This window comes from Streptomyces sp. Ac-502, assembly GCF_045222935.1.
GTDB classification, from domain to species: Bacteria; Actinomycetota; Actinomycetes; order Streptomycetales; family Streptomycetaceae; genus Streptomyces; species Streptomyces monomycini.
Genome location: NZ_JBHFFO010000001.1, coordinates 7,570,001 through 7,583,483, shown reverse-complemented (window position 1 = coordinate 7,583,483; position 13,483 = coordinate 7,570,001). Strand labels below are relative to the sequence as shown.

The 13,483-nt window shown below is 68.5% G+C and carries 4 protein-coding genes, 1 tRNA gene, 2 rRNA genes and 1 pseudogene (1 of these 8 only partly in view); 1 reads left to right on the top strand and 7 read right to left on the bottom strand.

What is annotated here, in order from left to right; translation table 11 throughout:
- Nucleotides 1-3 precede the first annotated feature (3 nt).
- From ACEXOX_RS34595 to ACEXOX_RS34585, 3 genes and pseudogenes are all read right to left on the bottom strand, one after another.
- Nucleotides 4-642 (bottom strand): hypothetical protein, encoded by a 639-nt coding sequence (locus ACEXOX_RS34595; RefSeq protein WP_406524836.1) that lies wholly within the window; start codon nt 640-642, stop codon nt 4-6.
- Nucleotides 643-871: 229 nt separating this feature from the next.
- A complete protein-coding gene (locus ACEXOX_RS34590; protein WP_030024631.1) occupies nt 872-1,531 on the bottom strand; it encodes a two-component system response regulator in 660 nt (219 codons plus the stop codon).
- Nucleotides 1,532-1,784: 253 nt separating this feature from the next.
- Nucleotides 1,785-7,294: pseudogene (locus ACEXOX_RS34585) on the bottom strand (HAMP domain-containing protein).
- Nucleotides 7,295-7,551: 257 nt separating this feature from the next.
- Between ACEXOX_RS34585 and ACEXOX_RS34580 the strand changes: the two are divergent.
- Nucleotides 7,552-10,224 (top strand): SpoIIE family protein phosphatase, encoded by a 2,673-nt coding sequence (locus tag ACEXOX_RS34580; protein WP_406524835.1) that lies wholly within the window; start codon nt 7,552-7,554, stop codon nt 10,222-10,224.
- Nucleotides 10,225-10,312: 88 nt separating this feature from the next.
- Here ACEXOX_RS34580 and ACEXOX_RS34575 read toward each other — a convergent pair.
- The 4 genes from ACEXOX_RS34575 to ACEXOX_RS34560 form a co-directional block, all read right to left on the bottom strand.
- A tRNA-Thr gene (locus ACEXOX_RS34575) sits at nt 10,313-10,388 on the bottom strand.
- A 110-nt stretch (nt 10,389-10,498) separates the two neighbouring features.
- Nucleotides 10,499-11,197: a DegT/DnrJ/EryC1/StrS family aminotransferase gene (locus ACEXOX_RS34570; RefSeq protein ID WP_406524834.1), complete on the bottom strand. Its 699-nt coding sequence runs from the start codon at nt 11,195-11,197 to the stop codon at nt 10,499-10,501.
- Nucleotides 11,198-11,311: 114 nt separating this feature from the next.
- Nucleotides 11,312-11,428 (bottom strand): 5S ribosomal RNA (rrf, locus tag ACEXOX_RS34565).
- 74 nt (nt 11,429-11,502) lie between these two features.
- Nucleotides 11,503-13,483: ribosomal RNA gene (locus ACEXOX_RS34560) — 23S ribosomal RNA — on the bottom strand (it continues 1,140 nt past the right edge of the window).

The following is a 13,483-nucleotide window of genomic DNA, read 5'->3' as shown; positions in this document are numbered from 1 at the left end:
CCGCTATGCCGTCCCCCGGCCCGGCGACCCGCAGGCCATCGCGACCTGCCCCAGGATGCCGATGACCAGGGCGGACAGCCCGATCACGATCCGCCCGTTGGCCTCGGGCTGCTCCGGGTGCCGGATCAGCCGCAGCGCGATGCCGCCGAGGAGGATCGGCACGACCAGGTCCAGGCGGCCGAAGGCGCCGGTGATCAGCAGCCGGACGAGGTCGCCGACCGGGCCGCTGAGGCTGGACCAGGTGCCCGCCGCGATGACCAGGGCGAGGCCGAGGAGCAGCAGCGAGAGCCCGTCCTTGCGGTGCGCCGGGTCGAGGTTCTTCGCGCCGCGCCCGAAGCCGCGGAACATCGCGCCGACGCCGTGCGCCAGCCCGAGCCAGCAGGCCCGCACCAGGCGGTAGACGCCGCCGGTGGGCGACGGCGCGGGTCTCGGCGGCGCCTTCCTGGCGGCCGCCCTCTTCGCCGGCGCGCGCTTGGCCGGCGCGGTCTTCTTGGCGGGCGCCCTCTTGGCCGGAACCGGCGCCTTCTTCGCCGGCGCTTTCTTCGCGGCGGCCTTCTTGGCGGCGCCTCCGGGCTGTCCGGCGCGCTGCTTCGAGGGGCCCGCCGTGCTCTGGGAACCCTTGCCGGACGTACGTGAGGCCATGGTGACGAGATTACAGGCGACGGCCACAGTGACACGAGCGCTCGGCCCTTCACCCATTCGTGTCGCGCTCCGCGCCGGACACTTCACGCCGACGGCTCACGACACCGGCACCGCACACGGCTGGTGATGGCCCGTCAGGGGCACGCCGGGGCCGGGGACCCGCCGCCATGGCCCGCAGGCCGCCCAGCGGGCCGCTGGAACGCCTGACGGCGCCGTGGCAAGGCGCGCGTCAGGACGCGCCGTTGCCCGTGCCGGGCTCCAGGGCGTCCAGCGCCCGCCGCAGTCCGGTGAGCTTGCGCTCCAGATGGGCCGCGGTCGCGATGGCCGCCGCGTCCGCCGACTCGTCCAGCTGCTTGGACAGCGCCTCGGCCTGCTCCTCCACGGCCGCGAGCCGGGCGGACAGCTCGGCGAGCAGCCCGGCGGGCTCCCTGGCCTCGTCCGCCGCGGCACGGCCGCTCTCCAGCTGGAGCCGCAGCAGCGTCGCCTGCTCCCGCAGTTGACAGTTCTTCATGTACAGCTCGACGAAGACCGAGACCTTGGCGCGCAGCACCCACGGGTCGAACGGCTTGGAGATGTAGTCGACCGCACCCGCCGCGTAACCACGGAAGGTGTGGTGCGGGCCGTGGTTGATGGCGGTCAGGAAGATGATCGGGATGTCCCGCGTCCGTTCGCGCCGCTTGATGTGCGCGGCCGTCTCGAACCCGTCCATCCCCGGCATCTGCACGTCGAGCAGGATCACCGCGAAATCGTCGGTGAGCAGTGCCTTGAGCGCTTCCTCCCCGGACGATGCCCGCACCAGTGTCTGATCGAGCGCGGAGAGGATCGCCTCCAGCGCCAGCAGATTCTCCGGCCGGTCATCGACCAGGAGGATCTTGGCCTTCTGCACCATGGCCCGTCCTCCTCGCCCCGGCAATGAACCGGACGCCGCCCCAGGGGACGGCTCTGTCATGCCGCCCGTCCTTGTGCCGGTCATCGTAGCCGCACCCCGCCTGTCGCCACACCCTGTCACCGCGATGTCACTGTGCACGTAGCACAAACGCAGTGAGAGACCAGAAGGTTCCCCGAATACCGCTCTCCCACACGTGGCCGGCCACACTGAGTCAACATGCGGGGAACCTTACGAGCCTCATTTGACGAACGTGTCACCGCGTGCGCATCCATTGCTCCATCACCGTCAGCAGGTGGTCGGTGTCCACCGGCTTGGTCACGTAGTCGGACGCCCCGGCCTCGATGCTCTTCTCCCGGTCGCCCTTCATCGCCTTCGCGGTCAGCGCGATGATCGGCAGCCCGGCGAACTGCGGCATCCGCCGGATCGCGGCCGTGGTCGCGTAGCCGTCCATCTCCGGCATCATGATGTCCATCAGGACGAGCACCACGTCGTCGTGCTGCTCCAGGACCTCGATGCCCTCCCGGCCGTTCTCCGCGTACAGCACCGACAGCCCGTTCTGCTCCAGCACGCTGGTCAGCGCGAAGACGTTACGGATGTCGTCGTCGACGATCAGCACCTTCTCGCCGTGGAAGCCGCCGTCGAACCCGCCCGACACCAGGTCCTGGCCGTTGCCGATCCAGGGCTCCTCGACGGACGCCTGCGCGGGCTCCTCCGCGGGCCGCGGCGCCGCCGGTACGGGCGCGGCCGGCAGCTCCGGCCGCGGCGCCTCGACGGCGGCCGGGCGGCGGCGGCGCCGGGCGAGCCCCGGGCCGCTGCCCCGGGACGGCGCGACACCGGTCTGTGCGGCCTCCTCCGCGGCCTGCCGCCCGAGCTCCGCGTCCCGCGCCTCGGCGTCCATCGCGAGGCCGCCCGCGACCAACTGCGGGTAGCCCTGCGGCGGCAGCCCGCCCGGGTTGTACGGCAGGTAAAGCGTGAAGGTCGAGCCGCGGCCCGGCTCACTGGCGGCGTGGATCTCGCCGCCGAGCAGCCGCGCGATCTCCCGGCTGATGGACAGGCCCAGGCCCGTACCGCCGTACTTGCGGCTGGTGGTGCCGTCCGCCTGCTTGAACGCCTCGAAGATCACCCGCATCTTGCTGGACGCGATGCCGATACCGGTGTCCGTCACCGAGAACGCGATCATGTCGGCGTCCGGCTCGCGCAGCGCGCCGTGCTCCAGCAGATGCTCACGGATGTCCGTCGGCACGTCGTCGCCGGCCGGCCGGATGACCAGCTCGACGGCGCCGCTGTCGGTGAACTTCACCGCGTTGGCCAGCAGGTTGCGCAGGACCTGGAGCAGCCGCTGCTCGTCGGTGTGCAGCGTGGCGGGCAGCTCCGGGGAGACCCGTACGGAGAAGTCGAGTCCCTTCTCCGCGGTCAGCGGCCGGAACGTGGCCTCCACGTAGTCGACGAGCTGGACCAGCGCGATCCGGGTCGGACTGACGTCCATCTTGCCCGCCTCGACCTTCGACAGGTCCAGGATGTCGTTGATGAGCTGGAGCAGGTCGGAACCGGCGCCGTGGATGGTCTCGGAGAATTCGACCTGCTTCGGGGAGAGATTCCCCTCCGCGTTGTCGGCGAGCAGTTTGGCGAGAATCAGCAGCGAGTTCAGCGGCGTCCGCAGCTCGTGCGACATGTTCGCCAGGAATTCCGACTTGTAGCGCATCGAGACGGCGAGCTGCTCGGCGCGCTCCTCCAGGACCTGCCGCGCCTCCTCGATCTCGGTGTTCTTCACCTCGATGTCGCGGTTCTGCGCGCGCAGTTGCTCGGCCTTCTCCTCCAGTTCGGAGTTGGACAGCTCCAGCGCCTTCTGGCGGCTCTCCAACTCGCCCGAACGCTCCTTGAGTTGTTCGGTCAGCTCCTGCGACTGCTTGAGCAGCACCTCGGTCTTGGTGTTGACGGAGATGGTGTTGACGCTGGTCGCGATCATCTCCGCGATCTGGCTGAGGAAGTCCTTCTGGATCTGGGTGAACGGCTGGAAGGAGGCCAGCTCGATCACGCCGAGCACCTTGTCCTCGAAGAGCACCGGCAGCACGATCACATTGGCCGGAGGCGCCTCGCCCAGCCCGGAGGCGATCTTCAGATAGCCGGAGGGCACGTTCTCCACCAGGATCGTGCGCTTCTCCGCCGCCGCCGTGCCGATCAGGGTCTCCCCGGCCGGAACGTCGTCGGCATGGTGCCCATCGAGTAGCCGTACGAGCCCATCAGCCGCAGCTCGTAGGCGCCCGGCTCACCGCCGTCCGCGCCGATCTCGTTGCTGTCGCCGGGCTGCGCGGCGAGGAAGAACGCGCCGTGCTGCGCCGAGACCGCCGGGGACAGCTCGCTCATGATCAGCGTCGCCACGTCCTTGAGGTCGCGGCGGCCCTGCATCAGGCCGGAGATCCGGGCCAGGTTGCCCTTGAGCCAGTCCTGCTCCTCGTTGGCCAGGGTGGTCTCGCGGAGCGTGGAGATCATCGTGTTGACGTTGTCCTGGAGCTCCAGGATCTCGCCCGCCGCGTCCACGTCGATGCGGACGTTGTGGTCGCCCAGGGTCACCGCGGCGGCGACGGCGGCGATCGCCCGCACCTGACGGGTCAGGTTGCCCGCCATCTCGTTCACCGACTCCGTCAGGTCCTTCCAGGTGCCGGCCACGCCGCGCACCTGGGCCTGGCCGCCCAGCTGGCCGTCCGTACCCACCTCGCGGGCCACCCGGGTGACCTGCTCGGCGAAGGAGGAGAGCTGGTCGACCATCGTGTTGATGGTCGTCTTCAGGGCCAGGATCTCGCCCCGCGCGTCGATGTCGATCTTCTTGGTCAGGTCGCCCTTGGCGATGGCCGTGGTGACCATCGCGATGTTGCGCACCTGGCCGGTCAGGTTGTTGGCCATCGAGTTCACCGACTCGGTCAGGTCCTTCCACGTACCGGCGACACCGGGTACGCGGGCCTGGCCGCCCAGGATGCCGTCGGTGCCCACCTCACGGGCCACCCTGGTGACCTCGTCGGCGAACGACGACAGCGTGGTGACCATCGTGTTCACCGTGTCGGCGAGCTGCGCGACCTCGCCGCGGGCCTCGACCGTGACCTTCTTGGTCAGGTCGCCGTTGGCGACCGCCGCCGAGACCTGGGAGATGTTGCGCACCTGGATGGTCAGGTTGTTGGCCATCAGGTTGACGTTGTCGCTCAGGTCCTTCCAGATGCCGGTGACCCCGGGGACCCGCGCCTGGCCGCCCAGCTGGCCTTCCGTACCCACCTCACGGGCGACGCGCAGCACCTGCTCGGCGAAGAGCGACAGCTGGTCGACCATCGTGTTCACGGTCGTGACCAGTTCGAGGATCTCGCCCTTGGCGTCGACGGTGATCTTCTTCGACAGGTCGCCGCGCGCGACCGCGGTGGTCACCTCGCCGATGCTGCGCACCTGGGACGTCAGGTTGTTCGCCATGAAGTTGACGGACTGGGTGAGGTCCTTCCACGTACCGCTGACGCCCTGCACCTCGGCCTGGCCGCCCAGGATGCCCTCGGTGCCCACCTCGCGGGCGACGCGCGTCACCTGGTCGGCGAACGACGACAGCTGGTCGACCATCGTGTTCAGGGTGTTCTTCAGCTCCAGGATCTCGCCCCGGGCGTCCACGTCGATCTTCTGCGACAGGTCGCCGCGGGCCACCGCCGTCGCGACCTGCGCGATGTTGCGCACCTGGGCGGTCAGGTTGCCGGCCATGCCGTTCACCGAGTCGGTCAGATCGCGCCAGACGCCCGCGACGCCCGGCACCTGCGCCTGACCGCCGAGCCTGCCGTCCGTGCCGACCTCGCGGGCCACTCTGGTGACCTGTTCCGCGAAGGCCGAGAGCTGGTCGACCATCGTGTTGATGGTGTTCTTCAGCTCCAGGATCTCGCCCCGGGCGTCCACGTCGATCTTCTGCGACAGGTCGCCGCGCGCCACCGCCGTCGTCACCTGCGCGATCTGCCGCACCTGGGACGTCAGGTTGCCCGCCATGAAGTTGACGGAGTCGGTCAGTTCCTTCCACGTACCGCTGACGCCGTCCACCCGGGCCTGACCGCCGAGGCGGCCCTCCGTGCCCACGTCCCGGGCCATCCGGGTGACCTGGTCGGCGAACGAGGACAGCTGGTCCACCATCGTGTTCACGGTGTTCTTCAGCTGGAGCATCTCGCCGGACACGTCGACGGTGACCTTCTGCGACAGATCACCGTTGGCCACCGCCGTCGTCACCTGCGCGATGTTGCGCACCTGACCGGTGAGGTTGCGGAAGGCCGTGTTCACGGAGTCCGTGAGGTCCTTCCAGGTGCCCGCGGCGCCCGGCACGGCGGCCTGGCCGCCCAGCTCGCCCTCGACGCCGATCTCCCGCGCGACGCGCGTCACCTCGGCACCGAACGAGGACAGCTGGTCCACCATCGTGTTCACGGTGTTCTTCAGTTCGAGCATCTCGCCCGCGACGTCGACCGTGACCTTCTGCGACAGATCACCGTTGGCCACCGCCGTCGTCACCTGCGCGATGTCCCGGACCTGCCCCGTCAGGTTGCGGAAGGCGTTGTTCACCGAATCGGTGAGGTCCTTCCACGTCCCCGCGGCGCCCGGCACCTGCGCCTGTCCGCCCAGCTGGCCCTCGGCCCCGACCTCGTTGGCGACCCGGGTGACCTCGTCCGCGAACGTGCGCAGCGTCTCGGTCATCGTGTTGATCGTGTCGGCCAGCTGCGCGACCTCGCCGCGCGCGCTGACCGTGACCTTCTGCGACAGGTCGCCGTTGGCGACCGCCGTGGTCACCTGGGCGATCCCGCGCACCTGGGCGGTGAGGTTGCCGGCCATCAGGTTGACGGAGTCCGTGAGGTCCTTCCAGACCCCCGCGACACCCGGCACCTGCGCCTGGCCGCCCAGCTCGCCCTCCGTACCGACCTCGCGCGCCACCCGGGTGACCTCGGAGGCGAAGGAGGAGAGCTGGTCCACCATCGTGTTGACGGTGTTCTTCAGCTCCAGCATCTCGCCGGCGACGTGCACGGTCACCTTGCGTGACAGATCACCCTTGGCGACGGCCGTGGTGACCAGCGCGATGTCCCGCACCTGCGCCGTCAGCCGGGACGCCATCGTGTTGACGGACTCGGTCAGGTCCTTCCAGGACCCGGACATGCCGCGCACCCGCGCCTGCCCGCCGAGCTTGCCCTCCGTACCGACCTCGCTGGCGACCCGCGTCACCTCGTCGGTGAAGGCCGACAACTGGTCCACCAGACCGTTGACCGTACGGCCGACCTTCAGGAACTCCCCGCGCAGCGGATGCGCCGAGGTCCCGTCCGTACCGCGCGAGCGCAGGTCCATCCGCTGTTCCAGGTCGCCCTCGGACACCGCGGAGAGCACCCGGCCCACCTCGGACACCGGCCGTACGAGATCGTCGACGAGGGCGTTCGAGGCGTCGACGGCCGCGGCCCAGGAGCCTTCGCAGGCGCCGGCCTCCAGCCGTTCCGTGAGTTTTCCCTCACGGCCGACGACCCGGCGCACCCGCGCCAGCTCTCCCGTCAGGTGCAGATTGCGGTCCGCCACCTCGTTGTAGACAGCGGCGATCTCCGACAGCACTCCGTCACCGGAGACCGTCAGCCGCTTACGGAAATTCCCGTCCCGCATCGAGACGAGAGCAGCCAGCAGCCGGTTCAGCGCAGCCGTATCCACCTCAGTCGTCCCGTTGCTCCGGGAACGTCCGCCTTTCGCGCGCGTGCTCGTGCCCCGCGCCGCTGCGCCAGACTCCACCGTGTCCCTCCCGCAGGGTCGACCGTTCTACCCGGGCCTTCTCTTTGAGCTTGCCCAGTGTTTCACCATGGCCCAACCAGGCCATAACAGTTCGGCAGCATCGCATACCGTCCCGAAGCACGATCGGGGCGCAAACAGACGTGACCGGCATCCGCACGCGCGGCGAAGGTAAGTAACCTGGCATCCGGCTGTCCACCCGCCCCGGCCGTCCAGCACGGGCAGTGGGGAGCACACCAGGCTTTCGGAGGGGCGCCGCCATGGTGGGAGAGCAGATCACCGACACACGCATGAGGAGACCAGTGATCACCGCGCGGGCCGCTGCCACGTTCGAGCCGGTCGGCCGCTCGGTCGCCACCGCCCGCGCCTTCGTGCGCGACACCCTCCAGGGCTGGGGCTACGGCGACATCGTCGACGACGCCGTCGTCCTGACCAGCGAACTGGTCACCAACGCCGTCGTCCACGCGGGCACCGCCGCCGACGTACTGTGCCTGCGCACGGACGGCGGCGTGCGCATCGAGGTCGCGGACCGCTATCCGGAGCGGGAGATCCCGCTCCAGAACGCCGGGCGCGCGTTCGCCCATCCGGATCGCGAGGGCGGCCGCGGACTGCTGCTGTGCGGCGCGCTGGCCAGCCGCTGGGGCGTGGAGTACACCGCCTCCCAGAAGCACGTCTGGTTCCAGCTCGACCTGCCCGAACGCCCGGCCGGCACCCGCTCGGCGGGCCCCGCCCTGCCCGTGGACGCCCTGCCGGTCGCCGACAGCCGGGTCCGCGTCGCCGTCGTCCAGATCGACCGCGGCGGCTGCATCAGCTTCTGGAACGAGGACGCGCGGGACCTCTTCGCCTACGACCCCGAGCAGGTCGTCGGCAAACCCCTCACCGACTTCGCCGCCTGGCCGCACACCCCCGGCACGGGCACCGGCATCGCCGAGGCGCTGCTGCTCTCCCGCTGGGAGGGCTCGTACGGCATACGGGGCGCGGACGGCCGGGTCGTCCCGGTGTACGCCTCCCACCTGCGCGTCCGCGACGCCGACGGCGAGCCGTACACGGTCTGCCTCCTGGTGCGCGACCACGAGCGCGCCGTCCTGCAGAGCCCGCTGCGCACACCCGCCCCCGACCAGGCGGCCCAGCCGCCCGAGGGCCGCGGCCCCGCCGACCCGTTCGAGGTCTTCATCGGCTCGCCGGCCCCCGACGACCTGGACGGCCTGCTCCAGCGCACGGTCGAACGCGCCCGCGACATGCTCGACGGCGACGCCGCGTACCTCCTGCTGGCCACCGACGACGAGACCGAACTGGAGGTACGGGCCTCCACCGGCCTGCCCTCCGCCCGCCAGCGCTTCGCCCGCGTCCCGGTCGAGGCGGGCTCCGGACGGTACGGCTCCGCCCGGATGCCGGCCGTCCACGAGGACCTGACCGCCGTACCGGGCGCCGTACCGCTGCTCTCCGGCACCGGCATGCGCTCGGTCGTCACGGTCCCCCTGAAGGTCGAGGGCCGCCTCACCGGCTCCCTGGGCGTCGCCGCCGAGGCCCCCGGCCGGTACACGAACGAGGAGGCCCTGCGCCTCCAGTTCGCCGCCGACCGCATCGCACTGGCCGTCGAACGGGCCCGCCTGACCGAACTGGAACGGCTGCGCCGCGGCTCCCTCTCCTTCCTCGTCGAGGCCTCCGACCTGCTCGCCGGCACCCTCGACCGGGACCAGACGCTGGCCCTGATGGCCCAGATGACCGTCCCCACCCTCGCCACCTGGTGCGCCGTCTACACCGTCGCCGACCAGGCGTCCGAGCCGGAGCTGTCCTACGTGCTGCACGAGGACGAGGACCGCATCGACGGCCTCAAGTCGCTCCTGATGAAGGTCGACCCGCCGGAGCCGGTGCCCACCCCCGGCGCCCGCCTCTGGAACGCGCCGACCGACGCCGCTCACGACGCGGCCCTGCGCACCTCCCTGCGCAGCCTGGGCCTCGGCAACTCGGCCCGCCCCTCCAAGGGCCCCGGCGCCACCCTCGCCACCGCCTCCGCGGTGGGCGGCGAGACCGTCGTCCTGCCCCTGGTCGCCCGCAACCGCGTCATCGGCATGCTCACCCTCGGCAAGCCCAGCGAGGAACACTTCCGCCAGGAGATCCTGGAACTCGCCGAGGACCTCTCCCGGCGGGCCGCACTCGCCCTGGACAACGCGCGCCTGTACTCGGAGCGCACGGCCATCAGCCAGTCCCTCCAGCGCAGCCTGCTGCCCCCGGAGCTGCCCGAGGTCCCGGGCGTCGAGGTCGAGGTCATCTACCGCGCGGCCGGCGAGGGCAACGAGGTCGGCGGCGACTTCTACGACCTCTTCCCCATCCGCGACGGCGCGTACGGCTTCGCCATCGGCGACGTCTGCGGTACGGGCCCGGAGGCCGCCGCCGTCACCGGCCTGGCCCGGCACGCCCTGCGCCTGCTCGCCCGGGAGGGCTTCGGCGGCCCCGCCGTCCTGGAGCGCCTGAACGCCGCGATCCTCGACGAGGGGGCCCGCAGCCGCTTCCTGACGCTCCTGTACGGCGAGCTGTGGCCGCAGCGCGACGGCAGCGCCGTCCTGAAGGTCGTCTGCGCGGGTCATCCGCTGCCGCTGCGCCTGCGCCAGGACGGCACGGTCGAGCCGGCCGCCGATCCGCAGCCCCTGCTGGGCGTCATGGACGACCTGGAGCTGTACGAGCAGACCGTCACGCTCGATCCGGGCGACGTCCTGCTGTGTGTCACCGACGGCGTCACCGAGCGCCGCGAGGGCACCCGGATGCTGGGTGACGACGGTCTCACCGACGTGCTGACGACCTGTACAGGTCTGACCGCCGGCGCCGTGGCCGCGCGCATCCTGCGCGCTGTGGAGCGCTTCGCCGCCGAACCGGCGTCCGACGACATGGCCATCCTCGCCATGCGTGTCCCCGAGGTCCCGCTCGACGCGTGACCCCCGGGGCCCGCCGGGCGGGGAGCCTTCGGGCCCTCCCTTTCCGGATACGAAAAGGCCCCCGCCGTACGGCGGGGGCCTTTCCCTCTGGAGCCCCAATACGGAATCGAACCGTAGACCTTCTCCTTACCATGGAGACGCTCTGCCGACTGAGCTATTGGGGCGCGGCAACGAGGAAAACTCTACCCGAACTCGTCCGATAAACCGAATCAAGGAACGCTCACCCGGAAGAGTGCCCGCGGACCGCACACCACTCCCCCGCAAAAGGGATTTTTCAGAACGCTGGTTGCAGCATCGGCCGCAGCAGTCCACCGAGCGCGTTGCACGCGCCGGCCATCTTCTGCAATTCGCGTCGCGACAGTTCGGGGCGCACCGGCAGGGTGAGCGTCTCGTCCACGGCCCGCTCCGTCTGTGGCAGGAAGACGTCCCGCCGCAGCCCCGGCAAGCGGTACACCGGCGCCTGTACGGGGACGCGGCAGGCGACGCCCCGGGAACGCAGGGCCCGCGCGAAGGCGTCCCGGTCCGGCCGCCCGTTGCCGGGCACCCGCACGACGTACTGCTCGTAGGTGTGGCCCGCGACGGCCGGCGGCGTCAGGACGCCGGTCAACCGTCCGTTCAGGTAAGCCGCACGGTCCTGTCGGCGCTGTACGTCGCCCTGGTCCGCCCGTCCGGCACCGGGCTCGTCGGCGGCGACGACCAGCAGCCCGTGCCGCCGCCCGGTCTCGCGTATCCAGCCCATGTCCGCGGGCCGGCCGAAGCGGTGTACGGCGACGACGGCAGCCGTGCGCGGGGTGACGGCGTCGGCCACCGCGGCCGGGTCGAGGCAGAAACTGTCCGCGTCCACGTCGGCGAAGACCGGCAGCGCGCCCAGCTCCACGACGGCCTCGGTGACTTCAGGGCTGCCGTACGCCGGCACCACCACCTCGTCGCCCGCGCGGACACCGGCCGACCTGAGCGTTTCGACTGTCCCCATGCCACGGAGCCTGACCACTTGAAGTGAACATGAAGTAACGCGCCGCACTGCACCGGAAGAACAAAAAGCTCCGGTCCCTGAACCATAAGGTTCAGGGACCGGAGCTGAAAAACTGTTCGGCGGCGTCCTACTCTCCCACAGGGTCCCCCCTGCAGTACCATCGGCGCTGAAAGGCTTAGCTTCCGGGTTCGAAATGTAACCGGGCGTTTCCCTAACGCTATGACCACCGAAACACTATAAAGTTGAACTCCAGCCGGCAAGGCGAGTTCGTTACTTCAGAACTAACACAGTGGACGCGAGCAACTGAGGACAAGCCCTCGGCCTATTAGTACCAGTCAACTCCACCCGTTACCGGGCTTCCATATCTGGCCTATCAACCCAGTCGTCTACTGGGAGCCTTAACCCCTCCAGGGGGTGGGAGCCCTCATCTCGAAGCAGGCTTCCCGCTTAGATGCTTTCAGCGGTTATCCTTTCCGAACGTAGCCAACCAGCCATGCCCTTGGCAGGACAACTGGCACACCAGAGGTTCGTCCGTCCCGGTCCTCTCGTACTAGGGACAGCCCTTCTCAAGACTCCTACGCGCACAGCGGATAGGGACCGAACTGTCTCACGACGTTCTAAACCCAGCTCGCGTACCGCTTTAATGGGCGAACAGCCCAACCCTTGGGACCGACTCCAGCCCCAGGATGCGACGAGCCGACATCGAGGTGCCAAACCATCCCGTCGATATGGACTCTTGGGGAAGATCAGCCTGTTATCCCCGGGGTACCTTTTATCCGTTGAGCGACGGCGCTTCCACAAGCCACCGCCGGATCACTAGTCCCTACTTTCGTACCTGCTCGACCCGTCAGTCTCACAGTCAAGCTCCCTTGTGCACTTACACTCAACACCTGATTGCCAACCAGGCTGAGGGAACCTTTGGGCGCCTCCGTTACTCTTTAGGAGGCAACCGCCCCAGTTAAACTACCCACCAGACACTGTCCCTGATCCGGATCACGGACCCAGGTTAGACATCCAGCACGACCAGAGTGGTATTTCAACAACGACTCCCCCGCCACTGGCGTGACGAGTTCACAGTCTCCCACCTATCCTACACAAGCCGAACCGAACACCAATATCAAGCTATAGTAAAGGTCCCGGGGTCTTTCCGTCCTGCTGCGCGAAACGAGCATCTTTACTCGTAGTGCAATTTCACCGGGCCTATGGTTGAGACAGTCGAGAAGTCGTTACGCCATTCGTGCAGGTCGGAACTTACCCGACAAGGAATTTCGCTACCTTAGGATGGTTATAGTTACCACCGCCGTTTACTGGCGCTTAAGTTCTCAGCCTCGCCCCACCGAAATGGAGCTAACCGGTCCCCTTAACGTTCCAGCACCGGGCAGGCGTCAGTCCGTATACATCGCCTTACGGCTTCGCACGGACCTGTGTTTTTAGTAAACAGTCGCTTCTCGCTGGTCTCTGCGGCCACCACCAGCTCAGAGTGCAAAACTCATCACCAGCAATGGCCCCCCTTCTCCCGAAGTTACGGGGGCATTTTGCCGAGTTCCTTAACCATAGTTCACCCGAACGCCTCGGTATTCTCTACCTGACCACCTGAGTCGGTTTAGGGTACGGGCCGCCATGAAACTCGCTAGAGGCTTTTCTCGACAGCATAGGATCATCCACTTCACCACAATCGGCTCGGCATCAGGTCTCACCCTTAACGTGCGACGGATTTGCCTACCGCACGGGCTACACCCTTACCCCGGGACAACCACCGCCCGGGCTGGACTACCTTCCTGCGTCACCCCATCACTCACCTACTACCACCTTGGATCAGCGGCTCCACCACTCCCCTTTGTCCGAAGACTCCAGGGCGGCTTCACGGCCTTAGCATTAATGGATTCGATGTTTGGCGCTTCAAAGCGGGTACCGGAATATCAACCGGTTGTCCATCGACTACGCCTGTCGGCCTCGCCTTAGGTCCCGACTTACCCTGGGCAGATCAGCTTGACCCAGGAACCCTTAGTCAATCGGCGCACACGTTTCCCACGTGTGTATCGCTACTCATGCCTGCATTCTCACTCGTGAACCGTCCACAACTACCTTCCGGTGCTGCTTCACCCGGCACACGACGCTCCCCTACCCATCACAGTCCCCGTTAGGGGTATCTACTGCAATGACACGACTTCGGCGGTGTGCTTGAGCCCCGCTACATTGTCGGCGCGGAATCACTTGACCAGTGAGCTATTACGCACTCTTTCAAGGGTGGCTGCTTCTAAGCCAACCTCCTGGTTGTCTCTGCGA